Raw genomic sequence first — 26,863 nt, forward strand, 5'->3', positions numbered from 1 at the left:
CACATGATCAGTAAAACGTTTATCGCGCGGCCAAAGTTTGCCTTGGTGATTTCCATTGTGATCACCCTTGCGGGCCTGATCTCAATGGCACTACTTCCGGTGAATATGTACCCGGAAATAACGCCCCCACAAGTACAAATTACTGCCAGTTACCCTGGTGCTAGTGCACAAATTGTAGAAGAATCAGTGATTCGACCCATTGAAGAGCAAGTTAATGGCGTTGAAGATATGATGTATATCGAATCCAGCTCTACCAATAATGGCACTGCGAATATCACTGTCTATTTTAAAGTCGGTACTGATACTGACATTGCACAAGTGAATGTACAAAATCGAGTCGCCCTTGCTGAGCCAGGGTTACCTAATGAGGTAACACGTCAAGGCGTTTCGGTTAAGAAAAAGTCCAGCTCAATGTTACTCGGTATCAACTTGTACTCGAATCAAGAGAATATCGATGCAATATTTTTAAGCAACTACGCAACCAACTATCTTACGGAGCCGCTTGGGCGCATAGCCGGTGTTGCTTCTGCTGAAGTAATGGGTGAGAAAACCTATTCCATGCGGTTATGGTTACGGCCAGACAAAATGGCTGCTTTAGGGCTGACTGTAGGCGAAGTCCAAGCTGCGTTACAAGAGCAAAATACGATAGTGGCTGCGGGTAAACTCGGTGCCGCACCAAGTTTACCTAGCCAGCAGTTTGAGTATTCAATTCAAGCAAAAGGGCGCTTAAAAACTCCTGAAGAGTTTGGTGAAACCATTATTCGCGCGAATAAAGACGGTAACTTTGTACGTTTAAATGATATTGCCCGGATTGAACTTGGCTCTGCCGATTACAGTACTACTGCCAAGTTAAATCAACAAGACACGGCCTTTATCGTTATTTATCAATTAACTGATGCTAATGCAACGCAAGTCGCAACTGACGTTAAAGCAACCATGGCTGAGCTTGCAAAACAGCTTCCCGATGGTGTCGAGTATTCAATTCCTTACGATACGACTGAGTTTATCAATCGCTCTATTGAAGAGGTTGTTATAACGCTATTTCAAGCGGTTGGTTTGGTTGTATTAGTGGTATTTTTGTTCTTACAAAACTGGCGAGCGACCCTTATTCCAACCATTGCAATCCCTGTATCACTTGTCGGTACGTTTGCGTTTATGATGGCAATGGGTTATTCCATTAACTTAATCACCTTATTTGGTCTAGTGCTTGCTATTGGTATTGTGGTTGATGACGCGATTATTGTCATAGAGAATGTTGAACGGATCCTCAAAGAAGAAAAGTTGCCAATTAAAGAAGCGGTAACGAAAGCGATGGAGCAAGTGACAGGACCCATTATTGCAACCACACTAGTGTTGTTGGCTGTATTTGTACCGGTCGGTTTTATGCCCGGCATAACCGGTGAGCTTTATAAGCAGTTTTCGGTAACCATTTCGTTTGCGGTACTTATCTCGTCGGTTAATGCATTAACTTTAAGCCCTGCTTTATGTGCGTTATTGCTAAATGAAAAAGCCATGAAACCAATTAAGTGGTTGGCACCTATTGAAAGTGGTATCACTAAATCAACGTCAATTTACAGTAAAATAATTCACTTTATTTTAAAGCGTTCAGCACGGATGGCCATTTTTGCGCTAGTTATCTTTGTTGCGGCTGGTTGGTTGGCTAAAAGCGTGCCAACGGGCTTTGTACCAGCAGAAGACCAAGGTTTTGTATTTGTTGATGTGCAACTGCCAGATGCTGCGGCCTCTGGACGTACGCAGGATGTGATGCAAAAAATAGGTGAAATTGTAAAACAAGAGCCAGCGGCAACTGATTTTATTGCGGTATCGGGGTTTTCATTATTAGGTGGTGCAGGTTCGAATAATGCGCTCGGAATCGTTATTTTAAAAGATTGGGAAGAACGAACCGCACCAGAGCTTGGCTTAAAGTCAGTAATAGGGCGTTTGATGGGGCAATTGTGGGCGATGCCTGATGCACAGATTATGGTGTTCAATCCACCGCCCATTCCAGGGCTTGGTGCAAGTGCAGGGTTTGAATTTCGCTTACAAGACAGCGAAGGCCGAGATCCGACTGAGCTGGCGCAAGTACTTAATGGCTTAGTATATGAAGCGAACCAACACCCAAGCTTAAGTAATGTATACAGTACCTTTAGGGCGAATGTGCCGCAGTACTTTTTAGAGATAGACCGAAATAAAGCAAAAGCTCAAGGGGTTGCGTTAAGTGATATATTTTTAACCCTGCAAGCTCAGTTAGGTTCACTGTATATTAATGACTTCAATCAGTTTAGCCGAACTTATAAAGTCATCATGCAAGCAGAGAGCGAGTTCCGTAAAAACCCAGCCGATTTACAGCATTATTTTGTTCGTAATGACGAAGGTGACATGGTACCACTGACCACGCTGGCTAAACTGGAGCCAATTCTGGGTCCTACAACTTTAAATCACTTTAACTTGTACCGCAGTGCCAGTATCAGCGGTCAAGCTGCCGCTGGTTTTTCAAGTGGTGATGCAATTGCAGCAATGCAACAGCTTGCCGAACAATTGCCCAGTGGTTATATCTTTGAGTGGGCAGGGCAATCTAAGCAAGAGATTGAAGCGGGGAATATGGCACCAATCTTATTTGCTTTAGCTGTTATCTTTGTTTACTTATTCTTAGTGGCGCAATATGAAAGTTGGACTATTCCGTTTTCTGTCATTGCGGCAATTCCACTGGCAATGTTTGGTGCTATGTTAGCGCTTTACGTGTTAGGTATGGAAAATAATATTTATGCGCAGGTTGGTTTAGTACTGCTAATTGGTATGTCGACCAAGACCGCTATTTTGATTGTTGAATTTGCTATGGAAGAACGCCTTGCGGGAAAAAGCATATTCGATGCGGCATTGAGTGCAGCTAAAATGAGGTTTCGTGCAGTGTTAATGACGGCACTGTCATTTGTACTTGGTGTTTTGCCATTAGTATTTGCAACTGGCGCTGGAGCTGGAAGCCGTGTATCACTGGGTGTCACAGTACTTGCGGGGATGTTAGCTGCGACGATATTTGGCACCTTACTGGTACCGCTATTTTATAGTTTGGTGCAAGCAATGCGTGAAAAAGTAAAAGGCACAGCGACGACGCAACAGTAAAATAAGGCGCGTATAAAAAAAGTCAGGGAAACCTGGCTTTTTTTTGGCAAAAATTTGCTGAGGTTTGATACTATATCCCGCATTAGCATCATGAAAGGTTTATGGCGATGACAGGACCCCGTTTATACAGCGAAGAAGAAGTAACACATCAAGCTTACGATATCTTTTTAGAGTTAGCCCCAGACAACCTCAGTGAGCAAGATGTTGCAGACTTTAATCAACACCGTGAAGAACTTGGTTTCATTGAAGAAGGTGAACCGGATGAGCAATGGCATGACTTTGTTGCCTTGGAAATAGAACCGGAATTATTTATTCAGGTTTTGGTGGGTCTTGAATTCGATAATCAAGATATTTTATTTGCTAAGATTTTGATTAGCCGTGATAAAGATGCCCCGTTTTGCCATATTCTGTGGAAAGATAGCGAATAATATCGATGTCGTACTTGTGTGAAAGTCGCCGTATTTTTAACCTCAGTAAAGTGAGCGTACAGTGATCAGAATATTACTGTTATTGAGCTGTTTGCTGAGTTTAAACGTTTGGGCTGTTGACCCTTTTGAAGATTTTCATGAGTATGGACAACTCTCCGATGAAGAGATCCATAAAATCCATCAGGGTGAACTTTTATACGGTGATACGGAATTTGGTTTTATTGTGAGCCGCGGTAATACTAACTCGACCAGTTTGAAGTTCAAAGGTAATTTATATCAAGATCTCGAGAAGTGGCGCAATCAATTCAAAATCGATAGCTTATATAAACGTGACCGAAATGAAACCACAGGTAATGATGAAGTATCAGCTAACCGTATTTTTCTCTCAGCGCAGGGCAATTATAAGGTTGGGGTAAAAAATGCGTCGTTCTTTATGTATGGCGATTACGAAGAAGATGAGTTCAGTGGCCTTGATTTCAAAAGTACACTCGCAGCAGGTTATGGTAACCGTTTATATCAAGGAGTGAAAAACCAAGTCGATTTTGATATCGGACCTGGTTTATATCGCTCAGTGGCCGAACATGATGTCGAGCTTGAAGAGGATGAAGATAAAACTAAAACCGGTTATTTGTTACGGTTAGCGCTACAATGGGAGCGCACGGTATCGACACGCACTCGCTTTAATCAAGATGTAAGTATTGAGCAATCTTTATCAGGGTTAAACTCTCGGTTAAAGTCAGAAACTTCATTGATAAGCCAAGTTATGGGCTCAGTATCACTAAAATTTGCCTATTTGTATCGCTATAATTCCAAGCCGGAAGACGACAAGTTAAAGTTTGATTCAGAACTAAGTGCGACATTAGTTTATAGTTTTTAATAAGAGAGTGTTATGTATCAACACAAGCAATTTGCACTGTTCATTTTTGTTATTTTAAGCTGGATTGCCAGCTTTGTTGGTTTAGCCTGGTACTTGATTGGTGCAGATATGCCATTAATGGTGTTTGCTGCGATTTTACTGCTGGTGGGCTTTTTATTCCATGGTTTAACAATTAAAGTGGATAACAGCCAGATCAGTTGGGGTTTTGGACCAGGGGTATTTGGCGATAAGTTACAACTAGCGGATATTATTGAAGCGAAAGCCGTAGAAAACTCTTTTCGCCATGGTATAGGGCTGCGCATTACCCATGATGGCTGGATTTACACAGTGTCAGGGTTTAGTGCTGTGCAGCTAACTTTAAAAGATGGCAGCCAATATCGTTTAGGAACTAATGATCAAGCTGGTTTACTCGCAGCGTTAGCTGATAAGATTAGTCAGCCCAAGGCAACAGAAACGCTATAATTTGGACATAAAAAAAGCGCAATAGCGCTTTTTTTATTTTCAATGTAAGTCGCAATTAATGATCGTGACCACAACCGCCAGCACCATGAACATGGCCGTGCGCTAATTCGTCAGGCGTTGCATCACGCACTTCAAGTATTTCTACATCAAAGTTTAAGGTTATACCTGCAAGTGGGTTATTACCATCAACAATTACTTCATCTTCTTGAATATCAATGATCATAACTGATTGGTCACCGTCATCGGTTGAAGCTCGAAATTGCATGCCGACTTCAATTTCCATTCCTTCAAACATAGATTTTGGCACTGCTTGCATTAACTCATCATGACGTTCGCCATAACCTTGCTCTGGTGGCACAGTTACACTTAATGTGTCGCCAGCTTCTTTGCCTTGTAGAGCATCTTCTAGGCCTTGAATTAAGTAACCGGTACCAACGATAAAGATGAGTGGCTCACCATCAAATGAGTTATCGATAGAGTTTTTGTCATTATCCATTACTGAATAATGCATTTTTACCACTTTATTTGCTGCAATGATCATTGTCACTCCTGTTTATTCGTCTTCGAGAGAGTAGGGTAGAGGAAGAATTGATAGCTCTACCGTTGGGGCATGTTTTGCACGCAGCAACTGACTAGGTTCACTGTCGTTTGGCAACACAACAAGGCCAAATAAGGTTTTACTTTGTTGATTGTAGGCTTGGCTGATTAATTTTCCAGCGCGACGCCAGTTTTCACCCATTTGGGTTTCAAGCTCTGGCTCTGCAAGCTCTCCATCACTGTGTCCTGATACGATATACATGGCGCGTTTGTTTTTACCAAGGTACTTCATGCGAGCAACGGTTTCTTGGCCTGTGTAACAGCCTTTGCGGAAGCTTATTCCGCCAATTGCTTGCAGATTAACCATTTGTGGTACATATTCACCTAGCGCCGCTTCATTGAGCTCAGGCTCACCGGCTAAAATACTATGTTGGTGCCACAGTGCATCATTTTCAAGGACAATAACATCATCCGGCAGAGAGAAGTCAGCATTCACCATTAATAAAATGCGGTTATCTGCTAACCTAAGCGCTTTGCCACCATTAAAATTACATGCGTTATCTTGCTCATTAAATTGAATATTTAATGCAGATAATGTTGATGTTAAATCATCACCAATTAGGCCGATTAACTTGCTGCTATCAGTGTCAATTTCAACTTTTGAAAACACCGCATATTTTTTTAATTCAGTGAGAGACTGTGCCACTTCAACGGCTGATGCGACTAAATAGTAACTATCTTGATAAGCAAATAGCTTGGCAACGCTCCATAGTTTACCTTTGGCATTACAGTGTCCCGCCCACAAAAAATTTGTTTGACTGAGCTTATTAATATCTTGGGTAATTTGGCCATGAAGGTAGGCGAGTTTATCAACACCGCTTATGCGGATCAGCTGATGTGATAAAGGGCATGCGTGTACTGTTGACATAAAAACCTGCGTGACAAGAAATGTAGGCGCATATAATACCGTAGTTAGCGCTGCTGGTATAGGTGCATAAATAGCTGTTTATTCAGGTGCAATTTGTTAAACTGCAAAGCAACTAAGTTCGAGGTAGAAAATGACTGAAATTCACAATAAAGCGCGTATTCGCTGGGCTTGTCGTCGCGGCATGTTAGAACTAGATGTGTTATTTATGCCATTTGTAGATGAGGCATTTGATTCGTTATCTGTACAGCAGCAAGCGGTACTGCAACGTTTGTTAGAAGCTGATGATCCCGATCTATTTGCATGGTTTATGGGTCACCAAGAGTGTAAAGATCCAGAGCTTAAGCAAATGGTGCAGCTTATTTTAGATCGAGTTCGTGTATAGGTTTACCATTGACAATAATATTGCAGACCACAAGCCTTTTGTGGTCTACTTTAGCTTGTTTGCGGTGTGTTACAGCCTTTTTTTAACGACCTTTTATGCGCAAATTATTTGTTTGTTTAGTTGTGCAATTTGCGGTTTTATAAGTTGGCGATGGTATAAAAAATCCCACCCTCAGCAAGGCGTATTTATATTAGCGCCCCCGCAATGTCGGTTTGAAAACAATACGTTAAAAATAAATGGTCATATTAGCAATCGAAGCCGCGTTTATCAGCGCAGTGTTTGGCTTTATATTGAGGGGTTTACAAACTCCCACTGGCTGATAATTAACGCCAGCGGGGTTGATGAGCAAAGCTTTATTAGATTGAAGCGTGCTACTTTGGCTGCTCGTCGTGAGCAAAAGGAGTCAAAATAGTGGGCGTTGGGTTATCATTTAGCTGCGGGTAGTCAATGGTGTAATGTAAACCTCGGCTTTCTTTACGCTCCATCGCACTGCGAATGATAAGTTCAGCGACTTGCACTAAATTGCGTAGCTCAAGTAAATTATTGCTAACCCGGAAATTAGCATAATAGTCGCGAATTTCTTGCTGCAGTAATTCCACTCGGTGTAGTGCGCGCTCTAACCGTTTAGTTGAACGGACAATACCAACATAATCCCACATAAACAGCCGTAGCTCGTGCCAGTTATGGGTGATCACCACTTCCTCATCTGAGTTAGTAACGCGGCTTTCATCCCATACTGGTAACTCTTTTAATGCTGGGCTGTGTTGTATTTTAGCTAAAATATCTTTTGCCGCTGCATGTGCAAATACGATGCATTCAAGCAAGGAATTACTGGCCATACGGTTTGCGCCATGTAGGCCTGTGTAGGCAACTTCACCAATCGCATATAAGTTATCTAAATCGGTTTTACCATTAAAGTCAGTCATTACTCCGCCACAGGTATAGTGTGCAGCAGGAACCACTGGAATGGGATCTTTTGTTATATCAAGGCCGACACTTAAGCATTTTGCATAAATGGTAGGAAAGTGCTCAATTATAAAGTCTTTATCTTTGTGGCTTATGTCTAAATACACACAATTTGCACCTAAGCGCTTCATTTCAAAATCGATTGCGCGTGCAACAATATCTCGTGGGGCGAGTTCTTCACGCTCATCAAAGTCTTTCATAAAGCGTGTGCCATCTGGGCGCTTTAAATACGCACCTTCGCCACGCATTGCTTCCGTAATTAAGAAGTTCTGTAATTCAGGGTGATATAAGCTGGTTGGATGAAATTGATTAAATTCCATATTCGCTACCCGACAGCCCGCACGCCAAGCCATAGCAATGCCATCACCACTGGATACATCTGGGTTAGAAGTATATAAATAAACTTTACTGGCACCACCGGTCGCTAATGCAAAAAATTTGGCCGAAATAGTTTCAACCCGTTTAGCACAGCGGTTCCACATGTAGATACCATGAATATGTTTACCTGTTTGCGCTAATTTTTTATCACCAATTAAATCAATGGCATTATATTGCTCAAGTAAGGTGATATTGGCATGCGCTTGCACTTGGCTGATCAAGGTTGTTTGTACCGCACGGCCGGTAGCATCAGCTGCATGCAAAATACGGCGATGACTATGACCACCTTCACGGGTCAAATGAAAGCGCTCTTTACCTTTACTATCAAACTCCATATCAAAAGGCACGCCTTGCTCGATTAGCCATTGTAGGCAATCTGGGGCATTACTTGCGGTATAATGAACGGCATCGCGATCACATAAACCACCGCCTGCATCTAAGGTATCTTGCACATGTGATTCAATGCTGTCATTCTTTTTATCGAAAACGGCAGCAATACCACCTTGTGCATACAATGTGGAACCTTCCGTTAATTCACCTTTACTTATCACGGTAACGTTGCAGTGATTAGCTAAAGAAAGTGCTAATGAGAGGCCGGCAGCGCCGCTACCAATTATAGCGACATCCGCGATGTGGTGTTTATTTTGGTTCATGTCCGTGGTCTTTGCGGTTACAATGCCCACTACTCGTTTATAAATAGTAATGAGCAAATAATATTATGTTAGGCGTATATGTATCATATTTGGCGCGACACTATTAGTGATTTTCGTCGTTCACGCGCTTATTTATGGTCTATTCTATAAAAAAATAATATTAAACAGAACTTTTCATTCATACAGCAGTCAGAGTATTTGTAAACAATGGCAGGATATGAATGACAAGCAATAATCAGACAGAGGAGTACCGGCTCGAATGAGCGAGCAGGATTTGGATTTAGCGCTAGTAAAAAGGGTCCAGCAAGGCGATAAAAATGCCTTTAATCTTTTAGTAAAGAAGTATCAGAATAAAATAGCCGGTTTGATCTCACGTTATGTTTCAAATCAAGGCGATATTGCTGATGTTGCACAAGAAGCTTTTATTAAAGCGTACCGCGCACTTCCAAACTTTAGAGGGGACAGTGCCTTTTATACTTGGTTATACCGTATCGCCGTTAATTGTGCTAAAAATTACTTAGTGGCTCAGGGCCGCAAACCGCCAGCAAATGATATAGATGCTGACGACGCCGAGTTTTATGATGGCGCGGATGCAATGCGTTCAAATGCATCACCTGAGAACCTGTTATTAAGCGAAGAAGTTCGCGCAGTGATTTTTAACACCATTGATAGTTTGCCTGAAGATCTTAAAACTGCGATCACCCTGCGAGAAATCGAAGGGATGAGCTATGAAGAAATAGCCGTGGTGATGGATTGCCCAGTCGGGACGGTGCGTTCGCGTATTTTCCGTGCCCGTGAAGCAATTGATAACAAATTAAACCCATTAATAGGCGAGTCTTAATATGACAAAAGCACACGTTAACAAGTTGGATAATCAGCATCTATCCGCATTACTTGACGGCGAACAATCATTAACTGACGAGGTTATTGCGCAGCAAGATGCAGCAACCTTAGGACGTTATGCGCTAATCGGTGATGTAATGCGTGCTGAGTCTGAAGATGCCTTCGTCTTTGATATTAGTGATAGCGTAGCAAAAGCACTCGAAAGTGAGCCTGTTTACGCTGATTTTACGCAAAAAGAGTCACAGACTGCAGCCATCGCGGCAACTGGAACCGACAACGTCGTAGCATTTAATTGGCGTAAACCAGTGGCGCAACTAGCAATTGCAGCAAGTGTAGCAATGTTTGCCATCGTTGGTATTCAGACCTTGCCACAAGGTGAAAATTCGCCGAATAATGAAATTCCAATGTTACAAACAACACCTGTAACAGGCATGGCTTCACCGGTTAGTTACTCATCAGAACCTGCTTTACAAAATGCAGAGCAAGGTTTGCGTGAATTACAGCAACAGCGTATTGGCGCATTAGTTTTAGAGCATCAACGTCAAGCACGTGTTGCATATTCATTAGAAAAAGCTCACACTGAGGCGCAAGCCGAAGAGGAAAAAAACTAATTAAATGAAAGTAATTACTTTTATTTTGTCGTTGGTATTAATGGCTCCTGCCTTTGCTAACGACGAAAACCCTGCAAAACAGCTATTACTTAAAATGGCTGACGCCGTACATAACCGTAACTTTGACGCATCCTTTGTGGTCGTCAAAGGAAAATCAATGGAACCATACCGTTGGTTGCATGCCAAACAAGGTAATACCGAACTTGAACATTTGAGTTTACTCAATGGTGCAGGTCTTGAAATGGTACGTATCGATAGCCAAGTCACCTATTTTGAACCTCAGTCTGAGCCTTATTCAATTGATACTGATTCTATTGCAGGCCCAATCCCAGAAGTATTGTTTAAAGATATTGAAAGGTTAAGCCAGCATTATGATTTTGTCTTAGGTGGCAAAGGTCGTATCGCAGGGCGAGCTGCACAACTTGTTCGTATCGAATCAAAAGACGAATATAAATTTAATTACTGGCTATGGCTAGATGCGGAATCATCACTATTACTTAAATCCGCATATGTTAATCAAGCCGGTGAGATGCTAGAGCAGTTACAACTTACTCATATTAGTGTTACTGAAGAGCCTGCCGCATTGTTACTTGAAATGCTTAATCGTGAATTTCCAACGCCATTACCGGCAGCGGCGACTTCTCAAAGTGAAGCAAATACAAGTAGCAATAATTGGCAAATCGGCTGGTTACCGAGTGGTTTTAGCCTGTTAAAATCAGACCGACATAAACTAGATTTGAACAATGAGCTTACTGATTATTACCTTTATTCAGACGGCTTTGTAGAAGTCTCTATTTTTGTACAACGTCCATTGCCAGGTCGTAGACCTAGTGGTGCTTTGTCATCAGGTGCGACGACAGTGTATGTGCATAATAGTGGTAGTTTTGATGTGTCGGTAGTCGGGAATATCCCTGCAACGACAGCGAAAGCGATTGCTGAATCGGTTGCAAGACCTTTGTAATATAAGCTAATAATGATAGAACAAACTCTTACAGTGGTGTCAATTGAAGGCGCCACTGCGCATTTAGAAGCCCAACAAAAACAAGCTTGTGCAGGTTGTAATGGTCGTTGTGGTTCACAAGTTTTTAGCAAGCTATTCGGCACGGCTAAAAAAACTTTCCCCTATCGATTTGAAGTTCCTGTGGTTATAGGGCAAAAAGTGACCTTGTCGCTTGATGACAGTCATATGGTTAAGCATGCTTTTGCTGTGTATATGTTGCCTCTGGTGTTAAGTTTAGCCTTTGCGTTAACGGCTGCGGAGGTTTTTTCTGCGCCCGAGTGGTTGCAAATCATTGTCGCTATAGGCGGTGGTTTTGCTGGCTTCGCGATTGCTAAGAGCCGAGTAAAAAGCCTTCGGCATGATGTAAAAGTAATAAAAATTCACCCAATTAGCCTTCCTTTAACTCAAATAGATGGTGATTGAAGCCAATTAAATGTAAAATTGCGGCTTTATACACTTAGTCCATTAAAATAGAAGTTTAGAATCCAGTTTATGAAGCATATCCGTAATTTTTCGATCATCGCCCATATTGACCACGGTAAATCGACCCTTTCAGATCGTTTGATCCAAGTTTGTGGTGGTTTAACCGACCGCGAAATGCAAAAGCAAGTATTGGATTCAATGGATATTGAGCGTGAGCGTGGTATCACCATTAAAGCGCAAAGTGTAACCCTAAATTATAAAGCTAACGATGGTGAAACCTACCAACTAAACTTTATCGACACACCAGGACACGTTGACTTTACCTATGAAGTTTCGCGTTCATTAGCAGCTTGTGAAGGTGCTTTATTAGTAGTTGATGCAGGCCAAGGTGTTGAAGCGCAGACATTAGCAAACTGCTACACCGCAATTGAAATGGATTTAGAAGTTATCCCGGTACTGAATAAAATCGATTTACCGCAAGCAGATCCACTTCGTGTAGCCGAAGAAATCGAAGACATTATTGGTATTGATGCCTTAGATGCAGTGCAATGTAGTGCTAAAACTGGTGTCGGTATTGCAGAAGTGCTGGAAATGATTGTTAAGGACGTGCCACCACCGGTAGGTGAGAAAGACCAGCCTCTACAAGCATTGATAATTGATTCGTGGTTTGACCCGTATCAAGGCGTTGTATCACTTGTGCGCATTAAGCACGGTGAACTTCGCTCTGGCGATAAAATAAAAATTATGTCGAACGAGCATATTCACACTGCTGATCAGGTGGGTATTTTCACGCCAAAACAAACCAACACTGGTATCTTAAGAACCGGTGAAGTAGGGTTTGTGATTGCTGGTATTAAAGAAATCCATGGTGCTCCAGTAGGAGACACTATCACCCATCAGAAAAACTCAGCACCAGAGCGCTTACCAGGCTTTCAAAAAATTAAGCCACAGGTTTATGCGGGTATGTTCCCAATCGCCTCGGATGAGTATGAATCATTCCGTGATGCACTGAATAAATTAAGCCTAAACGATGCGTCGTTATTCTTTGAGCCAGAGAATTCAACAGCGCTAGGTTTTGGTTTCCGTTGTGGTTTCTTAGGCATGCTACACATGGAAATCATTCAAGAACGTTTAGAGCGTGAATACGATATCGACTTAATTACCACCGCACCAACGGTAATTTACGAAGTAGTGACTAAAGCGGGCACGACACAAATTGATAACCCGTCTGATTTACCGCCAGTAAACGATATTCTAGAAATTCGTGAGCCTGTTGTAGAAGCTAATATTCTTGTGCCACAAGAGTATTTGGGCAGTGTTATTACTTTGTGCATTGAAAAACGTGGCATGCAAACCAAAATGAGTTACCACGGTAAGCAAGTCGCAGTGACTTACGAACTACCGATGGCTGAAGTGGTAATGGATTTCTTTGATAAGTTAAAATCAACTAGTCGTGGTTTTGCATCACTTGATTATAACTTTAAGCACTTCCAAACATCTGACATGGTTCGCGTAGACATTTTAATTAATGGTGAACGTGTTGATGCACTTGCGATTATTGTTCACAGAGACAGTGCGCAATCACGTGGTCGTCAATTAGCCGATGCATTGAAGGAATTAATTCCTCGTCAAATGTTCGATATTGCGATTCAAGCTGCAATTGGCCAGCATGTTATTGCCCGTACGACAGTAAAACAGCTACGTAAAAACGTAATCGCTAAGTGTTACGGTGGTGATGTGAGTCGTAAGAAAAAGCTTCTTCAAAAGCAAAAAGATGGTAAAAAACGAATGAAACAACTCGGAAACGTTGAAGTGCCTCAAGAAGCATTTTTAGCAATTCTTAAAGTTGGTAAATAAATTTCGTAATCCAATTACGTAAGATAAAGGATGTAATGCATGGCAGGTTATTTTTCAATATTTTTAGTGTTGCTAACGCTTGGCTCAGGCTTAATTTGGTTAATTGACCATTTTATGTTTGCGCCAAAAAGGCAGCAACGCTTAGCACTGGCGCAGAGTTCTGCAGGCGGTGAGCTAGATGAAGAAACTGCTGCATTGATCGCACCTGAGCCGGCTATCACGGAAACGGCTAAATCTATTTTTCCGATGATAGCGGCGATTACTATTTTTAGATCGTTTTTATTTGAACCGTTTCAGATCCCGTCAGGTTCAATGATGCCGACTTTATTAGTAGGTGACTTTATCTTAGTACAAAAATATTCGTACGGTGTCAAAGACCCCGTTTGGCGCTCACAATTAATCGATGTTGCAGAGCCTGAGCGTGGCGATATTGTGGTATTTAAATACCCTTTAGACGAGCGAGTAGATTACATTAAGCGTGCTATCGGTTTACCTGGTGATAAAATTGTTTACCGTGACAAGCGTTTATATATCCAACCAAATTGTGCAGAAGGAGAAGCACAACAAGGTGATTTACTATGTAATGAATTTAATAAAATTGATATGGAGATCATCAATCGTGATGAATTTAAACAAGGCTCTATGGATTTAGTGCGTTTAAATGAAAATTTAACTACGCTAAAGCATGATATTTTAATAAACCCAGAAGCGCTGGAAATGAAAGGGCGTTACTATCAACAACCGGGTACACGTTCTGATGAATGGGTAGTACCGGCTGATCATTATTTTATGATGGGTGACAACCGCGATAACAGCCAAGATAGTCGCGTATGGGGCTTTGTGCCAAAAGAAAACTTGGTGGGTAAAGCTGTCTTTATATGGATGAGTTTTGAATTTGAGAATGGCCCAGATGACATTTTACCAGGCTGGGTTCCAACTGGTGTTCGTTTTGAACGCCTAGGTAATATTCAGTAACAATGAAAAAGAATGTAACAGAGTTATATAGCAAAATAGGGTATACCTTTACTGATCAAGTATTGCTTGAGCAGGCGATGACGCATCGCAGTCATAAAGGCCAACACAATGAGCGCTTAGAGTTTTTAGGTGATTCAATTTTAAGTTTCGTGATAGCGAATGCTTTATACAGCAAATTCCCTAAAGCGCGTGAAGGTGATTTGAGCCGGATGCGCTCTACACTTGTGCGTGGGCAGACCTTAGCTGAGTTTGGCTTGGAATTTGGTTTAGGTGATTACTTGCGCTTAGGGCCAGGTGAGCTTAAAAGTGGTGGTTTCAGACGTGAGTCAACTTTAGCTGATGCAGTTGAAGCAATCATAGGTGCCGTATTTTTAGATGCAGGTATCGATGTGTGTGGAGAGTTAATTTTAGCTTGGTATGAAACGCGTTTAGACGCCATTTCACCTGGGCTGAATCAAAAAGATCCTAAAACACTATTGCAAGAGTATCTACAAGCCCGCAAATTACCTTTGCCAGGTTATACTGTAGTAGATACCAAAGGTCAGGCGCACAATCAAACGTTCACGGTAGAATGTATTGTTGAAGGTATGGATAGCATTATCTCAGTGGGCAGCTCTCGTCGTAAAGCTGAACAAAAAGCTGCTGAAAAAGCATTAAAGATACTTAAAAATGAATCTTGATACATTGATCCAACCTCACAACGGTGATGTTGATACCTTTTGCGGCATGATCGCTATTGTTGGCCGCCCAAATGTTGGTAAATCTACTCTGCTTAATGAAATTATTGAGCAGAAAGTTAGTATTACTTCACGTAAGCCACAAACAACGCGGCACCGTATTATGGGTATTCATACGGTCGGCAAACATCAAGCAGTATATGTTGATACTCCTGGTTTGCATGTTGAAGAAAAGCGCGCCATTAACCGTTTAATGAACCGTGCAGCGTCTAGTTCATTGGGTGATGTTGAGCTGGTTATTTTTGTCGTTGAAGGCACTCACTGGAATGCCGATGATGAAATGGTGCTCAATAAAGTAAAGCAAAATGGTAAGCCCGTTTTATTAGTGATCAATAAAATTGATCAAGTAAAAGACCGTGATTTAGTATTGCCACATATGAAGTGGTTAGGCGAGAAGTTTGACTTTGTGGGTATTATGCCAGTCTCGGCTACACAAGGTAAAAATATCGATCTTATCAAAGATGAAGTGACAAAACGCTTACCACCGTGTGAGTTTTACTTCCCTGAAGACTATGTTACTGACCGTTCAATGCGCTTTATGGCGGCTGAAGTTATTCGTGAAAAGCTAATGCGCTTTATGGGTGAAGAGCTACCATATTCTGTAACTGTTGAAATTGAGCAGTTCAAATGGCAAGACAATGGGATTTGGCATATCAATGGCCTGATTTTAGTTGAGCGCGAAACGCAAAAACGCATGGTGATTGGTAACAAAGGCGAAAAGCTTAAAGTGATAGGCCGAGAAGCCCGTAAAGATCTCGAAGAAATGCTTGATAACAAAGTATTCTTAGAGCTTTGGGTGAAGGTTAAATCTGGTTGGGCTGACGACGAGCGAGCACTACGCAGCTTAGGCTATGGTGAAGATTAATAGCTTAAGCAATATTTATGGATAGCGACTTCTACACAGCATATTTATTACACCGACGTCCTTTTAGTGACTCACAAGTAATGCTTGATATGCTAGTAGAGGGCGTTGGCCAGTTACGTATGTTAGCCCGCATTAGTGGCCGTCAAGCAACTAAGCATAAAGCCCAGTTACAACCTTTCCAAACGCTACTGGTTAATTACACCGGTAAGCATGATCTTAAATACATTCAGCGTTTTGAACTGCATGGTACACAATCGCCTTTAGTGGGAGATCAGCTTTATTGTGGCTTTTATCTCAATGAGCTAACCAATCGTATCGTGCCAATCAATGAGCCGATTGATCATGCTTATCAATTGTATAAAACTCATCTGCAACAACTTAACCAGCACCCTAATTTACAAGCTGTATTACGCTCATATGAATTTCAATTATTGGAACTATTAGGTTACGGCGTTGATTTTAGTTTTGATGCCGCAGGCGATCCAATTGTCCAACAGCAAACCTACAGCTATTTTGCTGAATATGGTTTTGTTGCTCAGGAGCAAATCGGTAGTGGTTTTTCTGGTGCCCAGTTAAATGCAATTGCAGCCCATGACTTTAGCGCGCCGGATGTGTTATATATGGCAAAACAATTAAGTCGTCATTTAATGAAGCCTTTACTAGGCAAAAAAGCATTAAAAAGTCGCGAGCTTTTTATATCCAAATAGTTTGGATATTCCCCCTAACTTTAGTGCGGTTTCAAACCGTTATTTTATAGGTAAAAAAATGAAAGATATTCTTTTGGGTATAAATGTTGATCATATTGCCACGCTTCGCCAAGCTCGTGGCACCAGCTACCCAGATCCAGCACATGCAGCAAGCGTTGCCGAGCATGCTGGTGCTGATGGCATCACCATTCATTTACGCGAAGATCGTCGTCATATTCAAGATCGTGATGTGTATGTGATGGCTAAAACAATCCAAACACGGATGAACCTTGAAATAGCTGTTACTGATGAAATGATTGATATTGCATTAGATGTAAAGCCTGCTTACGTTTGTTTAGTACCAGAAAAACGTGAAGAGTTGACCACCGAAGGCGGTTTAGATGTGGTAGGTAATCTAGATAAGATCAAAGCCGCGACAGCAAAATTAACTGACGCCGGGATTAAAGTGTCGTTATTTATCGATGCAGACAAAGCACAACTCGATGCGGCAAAAGCCTGTAATGCCCCTTATGTTGAAATACACACTGGCGCGTATGCTGACGCAGAAACCGATGCCGAACTTGAAAAACAACTTGAGCATATCCGTCAAGGTGTAAAGTATGCAGCCAGCTTAGGTTTAATAGTAAACGCAGGGCACGGTCTGCATTATCATAATGTTAAACCGATTGCGGCGATGGAAGAGATTTATGAACTTAATATTGGCCACGCAATTATAGCGCGCGCTGCGATTGATGGTTTAGATAAAGCCGTACGTGACATGAAGCGCTTAATGCTTGAAGCCAGAGCATAGGCCGTAGTAGTAATAGAAAAACGACTCAATCGAGTCGTTTTTTATTACTGGAAATATAAATATTAACAGTTAGTTTCTTCAGCGTTCACGCCTTCTTTAACTTCTTCACAGGCGTCTTCTACTTTGTTTTGCACATCAGTCACTGCTTCATCAATGCGTTCGCCTGCTTCTTCTGCGTGATTGTCTTCACAACCCATGATAAAAAAACTAGCGAAAAGGGCGATAACGGCTGTTTTTACTGTAGTCGATTTCATAATGTAATTCCTTGTAAAATGTAATGTTTTATTAATTTTGTTAGACCTTAATTAGGATCACTTAGGGACGTTGCCACGCAATGCGCCTGAAATAAGTGAAATAACTAACAATACTATAAAGATAAAAAAGATAATCTTAGCAATTCCTGCTGCGGCACCTGCGATGCCACCAAAACCTAACACTGCAGCAATAAGTGCAATAACTAAAAATGTAATTGTCCAGCGTAACATTGTCGTCTCCTTGGTTTTTCAAATTGTTCGAAGTAAGTAATGCCAGTTGCGTGCCAGAACATTAATTTCATTAATATCAGTGTGTTAGGTTTTTCGTGAGTGTTTCTCTTTTTTAGGTGTGGGAATTTTTTACTGCTTTACATGTAAGTTATTCCTGCCACTATAAAAATCAACATTGAGCAATTAAATTCTTGGTAAGACCATTTTAACCTTTGTCGTTCGAAGGCCAGCAAAATGATGGATAGCTGCTTATAATAAGTAGCTATTACCTAGTTTAGTAAACCTGTACTTATAATCTATAGCTATATTCACTATTTTTATCGTCTATATCTCGTAAAATTATAGCAAAATGTAGTGTGTTAACTTTGCTGAGGGTATGTTAGATTTATATTAATTGGTTTTACCAATTTACAAGGTGTTGGACTTGGTCTGTTTCTTTGTTATGATTGGTGCATAATTATTTAAATAAAGTGGTTTTTTACCTAGCAATGAGGTTGGGTAAAGAGAATCAAGGGGAGCAGCATGGATATAGGTCAGTTACTCGCTACAGCAGCAAACTTAATGATCACCGGTATGGTAGGCGTTTTCGTTTTTCTTTCGTTGTTGATATCAGCAATTACCATCATGTCTAAATTAGCGAGCCGTTTTGAACAGCCGGTTATAGCGCCTGCGCGCACACCGTCAATCAAAGCACCAGGTGTGCCAAGTGCGCACATTGCGGCGATCAGTGCAGCTATCGCTCAGTACAAAAATAAACAAAAACTATAAGGGGTGACTTGTGGCTAAATTAAAATTAACCGAATTAGTACTTAGAGACGCGCATCAATCATTATTAGCAACGCGTATGCGTTTAGATGACATGCTACCAATTGCCGAAAAACTAGATGAGGCAGGCTACTGGTCAATTGAGTCATGGGGTGGAGCGACGTTTGATTCATGTATTCGTTATTTAGGTGAAGATCCTTGGGAGCGTATTCGCGCTCTTAAAAAAGCCATGCCAAATACTAAACAACAAATGCTACTGCGTGGTCAAAACTTACTAGGCTATCGTCATTATGCTGATGACGTGGTGGAAAAATTTGTTGAGCGTGCCCATAAAAACGGTGTTGATGTATTTCGTATTTTTGATGCGATGAATGATGTTCGCAATCTTGAAACTGCCATTAAAGCGGCAATTAAAGTGGGCGCACACGCGCAAGGAACAATTTCATATACAGTAAGCCCAGTGCATACACTTGATATGTGGTTAACGCTTGCTAAACAACTTGAACAACTAGGTTGCCACTCCATTTGTATCAAGGACATGGCCGGTTTATTAAAACCCTATGATGCAGAAGAATTGATCAAGGCATTAAAAGAAACTGTCTCTATTCCAATTGCGATGCAGTGCCATGCAACTACAGGTTTAAGCACCGCGACATATCAAAAAGCAATTGACGCGGGCATTGATATGCTTGATACCGCAATTTCATCAATGAGTATGACGTATGGGCACAGTGCCACGGAAACAATTGTCTCGATTGTTGAAGGTACAGAGCGTGATACCGAACTTGATTTAAATCAGCTTGAAGAAATTGCTGCATATTTTCGTGATGTTCGTAAAAAATATGCCGCTTTTGAAGGCAGCCTAAAAGGTGTTGATGGCCGTATTTTATTAGCGCAAGTGCCTGGTGGCATGCTAACAAATATGGAAAACCAGCTAAAAGAGCAAGGCGCTGCGGATAAGTTGAATGAAGTACTGCTTGAGATCCCACGTGTTCGTGAAGACCTAGGCTTTCTACCTTTAGTTACACCAACATCACAAATTGTCGGCACTCAGGCTGTACTTAATGTATTAACTGGAGAACGCTATAAAACAATAACTAAAGAAACAGCTGGCGTACTAAAAGGCGAATATGGCCTAACACCAGCGCCAATGAACAAAGAATTGCAAGAACGAGTACTTGACGGCGCAGAGGTGATCACTTGTCGTCCTGCCGATCTATTAAAACCAGAACTTGAATCGTTACAAGCTGAGTTGTTAAAAGAAGCGCAAGAGCAAGGTCTAGAGCTTGCTGACGAACAAATTGATGATGTTTTAACCTATGCGCTATTCCCACAAATAGGTTTGAAGTTCATTAAAAACCGTAATAATCCGGATGCTTTCGAAGCTGCACCAAGTACCGAGTCAGCTAAGAAAGAGCAGCCTGTTAGCAATAAGCCAAGTAACAACAAAACTGTTAAAGCAGAGCAATACAGCGTAAAAGTTGACGGTAAAGTTTATGACGTTGTTGTAGCACAAGGGGGAGAGCTTAAAGAAGTAACACTTAAAGATAGCGAACTTATTCCGCAATCTGCGTCGGTTGCATCGGGTGAAACCCTCAACGCCCCACTTGCAGGTAACATCTTTAAAATTAAGGTCAAAGCAGGGCAAACTGTCAATGAAGGCGATGTTGTGATCATCATGGAAGCGATGAAAATGGAAACTGAAATCCGCGCCACTCACACAGGTTCCATCGCTGAAATCCTGGTTGCTGAAGGTGATTCAGTGGCAACGGGTGACGCTATGATTGCAATAGCTTAGGAGAGCAGAGGATGGATGCATTATTAAACCTCTGGCAAGCAACGGGTATTGCTAATTTTACATTTCCTGCGCTCATTATGATCGCAGTGGGCTGTTTATTGTTATATCTCGCAATTGCGCGTAGCTTTGAGCCATTATTATTATTACCGATTGGCTTTGGTGCAATCTTAACTAATATCCCCGTAGCGGGCTTATCAGACCCTGGTGGTTTGCTGTATTACGTTTATCATATCGGTATCGATACTGGAGTGTTTCCGCTGCTGATATTTATGGGCGTTGGTGCACTCACAGATTTTAGCGCCTTAATAGCAAACCCTCGGATGTTATTATTGGGTGCGGCGGCGCAATTTGGTATTTTTGCAACCTTGTTTGGCGCAATTTTACTCAACTATGTACCTGGTTTTGAATTTACCCTGCAAGACGCGTCAGCAATTGCGATTATAGGTGGGGCAGATGGCCCAACAGCAATATTCTTAGCATCTAAACTAGCCCCTGATTTATTGGGTGCCATCGCCGTAGCTGCATACTCATACATGGCGTTGGTGCCAATTATTCAACCACCGATCATGCGTGCGTTAACCACACCAGAAGAACGTAAAATTCAAATGCCACAGTTACGTACAGTATCTAAAAAGGAAAAAATCATTTTCCCGCTAATGGTACTTACATTAACGATGCTATTTTTACCCGCAGCGACACCGTTAGTAGGCATGTTTTGCTTAGGCAACTTAATGCGTGAATCGGGAGTGGTTGATCGCTTAAGTAACAGTGCGCAAAACGAGATCATTAATATCACCACTATCTTTTTAGGACTTGCTGTTGGCTCAAAGCTGGCTGCTGATAAGTTCTTAACGGTAGAGACGCTTGGTATTTTGGTACTCGGGGCTTTGGCTTTTGCAATCGGTACGGCTTCAGGCGTATTTATGGCAAAAGGTATGAACAAGTTCTCTAAATCCCCTATCAACCCGTTAGTAGGTGCTGCAGGTGTATCAGCTGTACCAATGGCTGCACGAGTAGTTAACAAAGTGGGTCTTGAAAGTAACCCGCATAACTTCTTGCTAATGCATGCAATGGGACCAAACGTTGCAGGTGTACTTGGTAGCGCTGTTGCTGCGGGTATTTTGTTAGCACTAGTAGGGTAAGCAAAGCATAAAACCATAATCAACGAGCTTGGGTATGGCGAGGTAACTTTTTACTTCCAACCGATTGGCGCAGTATTTACTGCGCTTTTTTTTGCCCGCTTTTTAGGTATACTCGCTAGATATTCAACAAATAAGGAATGGTATGAATATCTTCGTGATTTTAATTTCATTGTTTGTCGCACTTATAATTCTGGTGCCATTACTTGAAAAGTACCAGTCAAAAATGGGCTTAGACGGCGCAACAAAATACGCCAAATACATCTGGCCGCTGGTGATGATTTCATTGGTTGTGCAATTGATTTATGTGTTGGTGCGTTAGAGTATAGCCGTCAGCCGTCAGCCGTCAGCCGTCAGTTTTAAGGTTCAGGGCAGCTAGAAGCGGTAAGCTGTAAGTTTTAAGCTGCTCGGCGTTAAAATGGGCTGCGTAGGTTGTGGTTGAACACCGCGAAACCCAACGAAAAAGTACCCTCTCAGTCTACATCGATATAAAGTTCTTACTCCTTTGGTTTATTTGTATAAATGGCTTACAGATCCACAAAAAAACCGTTGCTATTTGCATAGCAACGGTTTTATATTTTCTGACCGCTGACCGCTGACCGCTGACCGCTGACCGCTGACCGCTGACCGCTGACCGCTGACCGCTGACCGCTGACCGCTTTATTTAAGCGCTAGCTGTAGTTCTCGATTACGCTCTAGCTGGGCTAAGAAGTTATCTGCGATTGGTTTAAACTTAGCAAGCTCATCGCGTGGTAACGGCTCAGATTTGGGTAGCTTAACGGTTTTCGGGTTACGGTGAACGCCGTTAACCAAAAACTCATAGTGTAAGTGAGCACCAGTTACTCGGCCTGTAGCGCCTACAGTACCAATCTTTTGGCCTTGTTTAACTTTTTGACCAGTTTTAACCGCACGTTTATTTAAGTGTAGGTACTTAGTTACGTACTGAGTGCCATGGCTAATAAATACGTAGTTACCGTTATACTTACTGTAACCTGATTTAATTACTTTACCATTACCCGATGCAACAACAGGCGTACCTGTGCGTGCAGCATAATCAATACCGTTATGTGGTTTTACAGTTTTAGTTACTGGGTGCAAGCGACGTGGGTTAAAGCTTGAGCTAATATATTTAAAGTTAACCGGAGCACGCAAGAATGCTTTTTTCATACTACGGCCTTCAGGGGTATAAAAGGTATCGTCGCTGTGGCGTATTGCCGCATAACGCTGGCCCTGATTTATAAACTCTGCAGCAATAATTTTACCTGTGCCAATAAATTCACCATCAACATAGTGTGACTCGTAAATTAAGCCAAACTGATCGCCTTTACGAATATCATTAGCAAAATCCACATCCCAACCAAAAATATCAGCAAAGTTCATTATTTGGCGTTCGCTTAAGCCTGCGGCAATACCTGAGGTCCAAAAGCTATTGGTGATTTCACCACCGGTTGATTTGGTGAGGGTTTCGATTTCTTTGCTATCGATTGATGTATCGTAGTTACCTTCGTCATTTAAGGTTACAAATAAGGTATCTGTTTTTGAGATCACATAACGTAATTGCGCCAAAGAGCCATCTTCAGCGGTAGCGAAACTAAGTACTTCACCAGGGTGAATTTTAGTTAGTTTACGGGTTTCTGCATTGGTGTTAAGTAGTTTATGAACGGTTTGCGCGTCAAAACCTGCGCGCTTGAAGATAAGTGCTAAATTGTCACCATTCTTTACTTCAAAATCGACGAGATCGTATTCTGGTAATTTTGCTGCATCTTCTTGCGAATTCAATTCAGTTAATTTCTCAACGTCATCAACTTTAATTTGCAATTCGTAGCGTTTGCCAATTTCTAGTGCATCGGCACTATTGTCTTTAGAGGCCGTTGCTTTTTCTGAAGGGATGAGTGTTAAAGCAGCAATAGCAGAAACCAAGCCTAGAATAAGCAATTTGTGTTTTTTCGGGAGTTTGTGCACAACGCGGACCATAACGTGCCTTTTCCTGCTGTCAAGATAATTAATCACTAATATTGCAGGATATACCTAATAAAGCGTTAATACCAGTGTTTTGTAGATTTAAACTGGCGCTGATTTACGCTAGAATCACCAGATTGACTGAATTTTTTGGAGTAATACACAGTGGATTTACAAACCGCTCTAGCAGAGATAAAACGCGGTGCCGAAGAAATACTAATTGAAGACGAGTTAGTTGAGAAACTAAAGTCTGGTAAAAAGCTAAAGATCAAGGCTGGTTTTGATCCAACTGCGCCGGATTTACACTTAGGCCATACAGTGTTAATTAATAAAATGAAAACCTTCCAAGACTTAGGTCATGAAGTGATTTTCTTAATTGGTGATTTCACAGGCATGATAGGTGACCCAACGGGCAAAAATGTAACCCGTAAACCACTAACTCGTGATGATGTATTAGCTAACGCTGAAACATATAAAGAACAAGTATTTAAAATTCTTGATCCGGCTAAAACTACCGTTGCCTTTAATTCTACGTGGATGGAAAATTTAGGTGCTGCAGGGATGATCAAGCTAGCAGCACGACAAACTGTTGCTCGTATGCTAGAACGTGATGATTTTAAAAAGCGTTATGCTGGCGGACAATCAATTGCGATTCATGAATTTTTGTATCCGTTAGTGCAAGGTTGGGACTCAGTGGCGCTTGAGGCAGACGTTGAGCTCGGTGGTACTGATCAACGTTTTAACCTATTAATGGGTCGTGAGCTGCAAAAAGACGAAGGACAAAAACCACAAACCGTATTAATGATGCCTTTATTAGAAGGTACAGACGGTGTGCAAAAAATGTCTAAGTCATTAGGTAACTACATTGGTATTACTGATGCACCGAACGATATGTTTGGCAAAATCATGTCGATTAGTGATGAATTAATGTGGCGTTATTATGATTTGCTAAGTAGCTTATCAATTGACGAAATTGCTGCGCTGAAAGATAAAGTAGCACAAGGTACTAACCCGCGTGATATTAAAATCGATTTAGCAAAAGAAATGATTGCTCGTTTTCACAGCGATGAAGCGGCGGCGGGTGCGCATGAAGATTTTATTAAACGTTTTCAAAAAAATGCCTTACCTGATGATATTCCAGATATGACAGTAACGATTGATGAAGATACCGTATTTATTACTAACTTGCTTAAAGAAGCAGGGTTAGTGGCAAGTACTTCAGAAGCGATGCGAATGATCAAACAAGGCGCAGTTAAAATCAATGGCGAAGAAAAGGTCACTGATACTAAGCTTGAAATTGCAAAGGGCACGACGGCTATTTATCAAGTCGGTAAGCGTAAGTTTGCAAATATTACCTGTGCTTAATAGGTAAAGAATGAAAATTCAGTTAGGTAGTTAAGTAATAAAAACCAGCTTCGGCTGGTTTTTTTTTATCTGTGATTCAGACAATTATTTTAACCAGCTCAACCCCCAAGATCACTAATAACCAAAAGCCACGGGCTTGATTGAGGCGATTTAGCAACACCGGTATATCATCAGCCTGCGGCAAACGCTCAGTGCCAATACGCATTTTATCAAAACGTATGCCTTGATACATGGCAGGGCCACCTAGTTGCACGCCAATAGAAGCTGAGCAGCAACTGAGTAACCAACCGCTGTTGGTTTGATAAAAATGTCGACCATAATGCTTGATGTAATGGATGCTTAACTTACTTGCTTTACTCGCTGCAATAGTCAGTGCTAACAGTCGGGTGGGCAGCCACTCAATAAAAAATAACACCCAACGAAGTGATTTTAAAAATGGGCTATTAGGCAACCTATCTCTGCGCCATGCTTGGTGGATCAAAGTCAGTAAGCGATAAGCTAGGGCGACCATTGGGCCAAAGAGTAGATAAAAGAAAATAACGCTAAAGTAATGACGGGCAACTCTGAGGATCAGCGTTTCCATAACAGCTTTGCAAATCCCAGGGCTGGATAAGTTATCAACTTGGCGAGCAAGTAGCGGTTTTAATAACTCTCGGGCTGTAGACTTTTGATTTTGTTTAACGAGTCGTGCAATGCGCTGTGCTTTGCTTTCTACACTTCGCCATTCAAGGCTTAAATAGAGGATTAATCCGGCTAACAGTTCTGGGTAATAGGCAAATTCAAGCAGTAAAATCACTAAGGTCATGATCACTAAAATGACTAAGCTGAAACACAGCGAAGAGGATAAATAGTGGTAACTGGCAGGTTCACTCTTGCGAAAAACGCGTTTGCCAAGTGCGCTAAATACCGCAGTTAAAAATGTATTTGGGTGATACCAGCTTACCAAAGGCAAAAAGCGCTCAGCAAAGAGCGCTAATATAAATACAATAAAGTCCACATGTTGCTGAACTAAATTGGGTAACACCTTATAATGTTACCGTTGTCAGCTTTTCTAGTAATGCGACCACCATTTTTGATGAATTAACTGAGGCGGTTTCTAGGTATTCTTCAAACGACTGTGGTGATTCTTTACCTGCAATATCAGACATTGAGCGGATCACTACAAACGGTGTCTCTAAAGTAAAGCAAGCTTGTGCAATCGCCGCGCCTTCCATTTCTACCGCTAACATAGTGGGAAAGTCAGCACGGGCTTTATCAATACGCACTGGGTCACACATAAATGAATCACCGGTACAAATTAAACCGACTAAGGTTTTAACATCGCCGATTTGGGCAATACTTTGTTCTGCGGCGTCAATTAATTTAGGGTGCGCAACAAAACCTGCAGGCATTTGTGGAACCTGGCCAATCTCATAACCAAATGCAGTTACATCAACATCGTGATGACGTACTTCTGATGAAATAACGACGTCACCAACGTTTAGTGATGGATCAAAACCACCTGCAGAGCCTGTGTTGATCACGCAATCAGGCTGAAAGTTATCAATTAGTAAAGTGGTAGCAATACTCGATGCTACTTTACCGATACCTGACTGCACTAAAGTCACTGTGTTACCAGCCAATTCACCCGTATAAAAAGTGAAACCAGCTTTAGTTAGAATTTGTGGATTTTGCATTGCTTCACGCAAAATTTTAACTTCTGGCTCCATAGCGCCAATAATACCAACATTCATAATTTTAAATTCCTCGAATTAGATGTTTAGATTATACGTGAAGTTAGCGATAAAAAACAAAAAATGCGAGCCTATAAAGC

General features: G+C 41.6%; 28 protein-coding genes. 20 read left to right on the forward strand and 8 right to left on the reverse strand.

Annotated features, from left to right (window positions below; genetic code table 11):
- Window positions 1-3: 3 nt before the first annotated feature.
- The 4 genes from A7968_RS09710 (at window position 4) to A7968_RS09725 (ending at window position 4,887) form a co-directional block, all read left to right on the forward strand.
- Window positions 4-3,120: an efflux RND transporter permease subunit gene (locus A7968_RS09710; RefSeq protein ID WP_064666386.1), complete on the forward strand. Its 3,117-nt coding sequence runs from the start codon at window positions 4-6 to the stop codon at window positions 3,118-3,120.
- Between the two features lie 107 nt (window positions 3,121-3,227).
- Window positions 3,228-3,548 carry an HI1450 family dsDNA-mimic protein gene (locus A7968_RS09715; protein WP_064666387.1) on the forward strand — a complete coding sequence of 107 codons (321 nt, stop codon included), beginning with the start codon at window positions 3,228-3,230 and terminating at the stop codon, window positions 3,546-3,548.
- A 61-nt stretch (window positions 3,549-3,609) separates the two neighbouring features.
- Window positions 3,610-4,425: a DUF481 domain-containing protein gene (locus A7968_RS09720; protein ID WP_064666388.1), complete on the forward strand. Its 816-nt coding sequence runs from the start codon at window positions 3,610-3,612 to the stop codon at window positions 4,423-4,425.
- Between the two features lie 12 nt (window positions 4,426-4,437).
- Complete coding sequence (locus A7968_RS09725; protein WP_064666389.1) at window positions 4,438-4,887, forward strand: hypothetical protein; 450 nt, start codon at window positions 4,438-4,440, stop codon at window positions 4,885-4,887.
- Between the two features lie 55 nt (window positions 4,888-4,942).
- Here A7968_RS09725 and A7968_RS09730 read toward each other — a convergent pair whose 3' ends face one another.
- Window positions 4,943-5,428, reverse strand: a complete 486-nt coding sequence (locus tag A7968_RS09730) for an FKBP-type peptidyl-prolyl cis-trans isomerase (protein ID WP_064666390.1) — start codon at window positions 5,426-5,428, stop codon at window positions 4,943-4,945.
- Window positions 5,429-5,440: 12 nt separating this feature from the next.
- Window positions 5,441-6,352, reverse strand: coding sequence for a tRNA-modifying protein YgfZ (gene ygfZ, locus A7968_RS09735; protein WP_064666391.1), 912 nt, complete (start codon window positions 6,350-6,352; stop codon window positions 5,441-5,443).
- Window positions 6,353-6,482: 130 nt separating this feature from the next.
- On the opposite strand from ygfZ, the gene A7968_RS09740 reads away from it, so the two are divergent.
- Window positions 6,483-6,734: an FAD assembly factor SdhE gene (locus tag A7968_RS09740; protein WP_054205400.1), complete on the forward strand. Its 252-nt coding sequence runs from the start codon at window positions 6,483-6,485 to the stop codon at window positions 6,732-6,734.
- A 371-nt stretch (window positions 6,735-7,105) separates the two neighbouring features.
- Here A7968_RS09740 and nadB read toward each other — a convergent pair whose 3' ends face one another.
- Window positions 7,106-8,731, reverse strand: a complete 1,626-nt coding sequence (nadB, locus tag A7968_RS09750) for an L-aspartate oxidase (RefSeq protein WP_064666392.1) — start codon at window positions 8,729-8,731, stop codon at window positions 7,106-7,108.
- A 259-nt stretch (window positions 8,732-8,990) separates the two neighbouring features.
- Between nadB and rpoE the strand changes: the two genes are divergently transcribed.
- From rpoE to pdxJ, 10 genes are all read left to right on the forward strand, one after another.
- Entirely contained in the window at window positions 8,991-9,572 is a 582-nt protein-coding gene (gene rpoE / locus A7968_RS09755) for an RNA polymerase sigma factor RpoE (RefSeq protein WP_064666393.1), read from the forward strand.
- Between the two features lies 1 nt (window position 9,573).
- Entirely contained in the window at window positions 9,574-10,185 is a 612-nt protein-coding gene (locus A7968_RS09760) for a sigma-E factor negative regulatory protein (RefSeq protein ID WP_064666394.1), read from the forward strand.
- A 4-nt stretch (window positions 10,186-10,189) separates the two neighbouring features.
- On the forward strand, window positions 10,190-11,146 hold the full coding sequence (locus A7968_RS09765; protein WP_064666395.1) for a MucB/RseB C-terminal domain-containing protein: 957 nt from the start codon (window positions 10,190-10,192) through the stop codon (window positions 11,144-11,146).
- Window positions 11,147-11,158: 12 nt separating this feature from the next.
- Entirely contained in the window at window positions 11,159-11,608 is a 450-nt protein-coding gene (locus A7968_RS09770; RefSeq protein ID WP_064666396.1) for a SoxR reducing system RseC family protein, read from the forward strand.
- 69 nt (window positions 11,609-11,677) lie between these two features.
- On the forward strand, window positions 11,678-13,465 hold the full coding sequence (lepA, locus tag A7968_RS09775) for a translation elongation factor 4 (RefSeq protein WP_064666397.1): 1,788 nt from the start codon (window positions 11,678-11,680) through the stop codon (window positions 13,463-13,465).
- A gap of 39 nt (window positions 13,466-13,504) precedes the next feature.
- Window positions 13,505-14,440, forward strand: a complete 936-nt coding sequence (gene lepB, locus A7968_RS09780; protein ID WP_064666398.1) for a signal peptidase I — start codon at window positions 13,505-13,507, stop codon at window positions 14,438-14,440.
- Window positions 14,441-14,442: 2 nt separating this feature from the next.
- The gene (gene rnc, locus A7968_RS09785; RefSeq protein ID WP_064666399.1) at window positions 14,443-15,120 is read left to right on the forward strand and encodes a ribonuclease III; all 678 of its coding nucleotides are present in this window, start codon (window positions 14,443-14,445) and stop codon (window positions 15,118-15,120) included.
- A complete protein-coding gene (gene era / locus A7968_RS09790; RefSeq protein WP_064666400.1) occupies window positions 15,110-16,042 on the forward strand; it encodes a GTPase Era in 933 nt (310 codons plus the stop codon). Before rnc ends, era begins: the two co-directional genes overlap by 11 nt.
- 17 nt (window positions 16,043-16,059) lie before the next feature.
- Window positions 16,060-16,749, forward strand: coding sequence for a DNA repair protein RecO (recO, locus tag A7968_RS09795; protein ID WP_064666401.1), 690 nt, complete (start codon window positions 16,060-16,062; stop codon window positions 16,747-16,749).
- Window positions 16,750-16,807: 58 nt separating this feature from the next.
- Complete coding sequence (gene pdxJ, locus A7968_RS09800; protein ID WP_064666402.1) at window positions 16,808-17,539, forward strand: pyridoxine 5'-phosphate synthase; 732 nt, start codon at window positions 16,808-16,810, stop codon at window positions 17,537-17,539.
- A 62-nt stretch (window positions 17,540-17,601) separates the two neighbouring features.
- Here the strand turns inward: pdxJ and A7968_RS09805 are convergent, their stop codons facing one another.
- Together A7968_RS09805 and A7968_RS09810 are read right to left on the reverse strand one after the other, a co-directional pair.
- Window positions 17,602-17,793 carry a hypothetical protein gene (locus A7968_RS09805; RefSeq protein ID WP_064666403.1) on the reverse strand — a complete coding sequence of 64 codons (192 nt, stop codon included), beginning with the start codon at window positions 17,791-17,793 and terminating at the stop codon, window positions 17,602-17,604.
- Window positions 17,794-17,850: 57 nt separating this feature from the next.
- Entirely contained in the window at window positions 17,851-18,024 is a 174-nt protein-coding gene (locus A7968_RS09810; protein ID WP_016709848.1) for a DUF1328 family protein, read from the reverse strand.
- A gap of 522 nt (window positions 18,025-18,546) precedes the next feature.
- Between A7968_RS09810 and A7968_RS09815 the strand changes: the two genes are divergently transcribed.
- From A7968_RS09815 to A7968_RS23335, 4 genes are all read left to right on the forward strand, one after another.
- On the forward strand, window positions 18,547-18,792 hold the full coding sequence (locus A7968_RS09815; protein WP_064666404.1) for an OadG family protein: 246 nt from the start codon (window positions 18,547-18,549) through the stop codon (window positions 18,790-18,792).
- Window positions 18,793-18,802: 10 nt separating this feature from the next.
- Complete coding sequence (gene oadA, locus A7968_RS09820; protein ID WP_064666405.1) at window positions 18,803-20,587, forward strand: sodium-extruding oxaloacetate decarboxylase subunit alpha; 1,785 nt, start codon at window positions 18,803-18,805, stop codon at window positions 20,585-20,587.
- Window positions 20,588-20,598: 11 nt separating this feature from the next.
- On the forward strand, window positions 20,599-21,729 hold the full coding sequence (locus A7968_RS09825; RefSeq protein ID WP_064666406.1) for a sodium ion-translocating decarboxylase subunit beta: 1,131 nt from the start codon (window positions 20,599-20,601) through the stop codon (window positions 21,727-21,729).
- 142 nt (window positions 21,730-21,871) lie between these two features.
- A complete protein-coding gene (locus A7968_RS23335) occupies window positions 21,872-22,048 on the forward strand; it encodes a hypothetical protein (protein ID WP_167542971.1) in 177 nt (58 codons plus the stop codon).
- Between the two features lie 338 nt (window positions 22,049-22,386).
- Here A7968_RS23335 and A7968_RS09830 read toward each other — a convergent pair whose 3' ends face one another.
- The gene (locus A7968_RS09830) at window positions 22,387-23,700 is read right to left on the reverse strand and encodes a peptidoglycan DD-metalloendopeptidase family protein (RefSeq protein ID WP_064666407.1); all 1,314 of its coding nucleotides are present in this window, start codon (window positions 23,698-23,700) and stop codon (window positions 22,387-22,389) included.
- Between the two features lie 150 nt (window positions 23,701-23,850).
- On the opposite strand from A7968_RS09830, the gene tyrS reads away from it, so the two are divergent.
- A complete protein-coding gene (tyrS, locus tag A7968_RS09835; protein ID WP_064666408.1) occupies window positions 23,851-25,050 on the forward strand; it encodes a tyrosine--tRNA ligase in 1,200 nt (399 codons plus the stop codon).
- Between the two features lie 76 nt (window positions 25,051-25,126).
- On the opposite strand, the gene A7968_RS09840 is transcribed toward tyrS, so the two are convergent.
- Both A7968_RS09840 and mtnN read right to left on the reverse strand, forming a co-directional pair.
- Window positions 25,127-26,074, reverse strand: a complete 948-nt coding sequence (locus tag A7968_RS09840; protein WP_064666409.1) for a cobalamin biosynthesis protein CobD/CbiB — start codon at window positions 26,072-26,074, stop codon at window positions 25,127-25,129.
- Window position 26,075: 1 nt separating this feature from the next.
- On the reverse strand, window positions 26,076-26,783 hold the full coding sequence (gene mtnN, locus A7968_RS09845) for a 5'-methylthioadenosine/S-adenosylhomocysteine nucleosidase (protein ID WP_064666410.1): 708 nt from the start codon (window positions 26,781-26,783) through the stop codon (window positions 26,076-26,078).
- Between the last annotated feature and the right edge of the window lie 80 nt (window positions 26,784-26,863).

The sequence above is a fragment of the Pseudoalteromonas prydzensis genome (genome assembly GCF_001661495.1).
In the GTDB taxonomy this organism is placed as follows: domain Bacteria; phylum Pseudomonadota; class Gammaproteobacteria; order Enterobacterales; family Alteromonadaceae; genus Pseudoalteromonas; species Pseudoalteromonas prydzensis.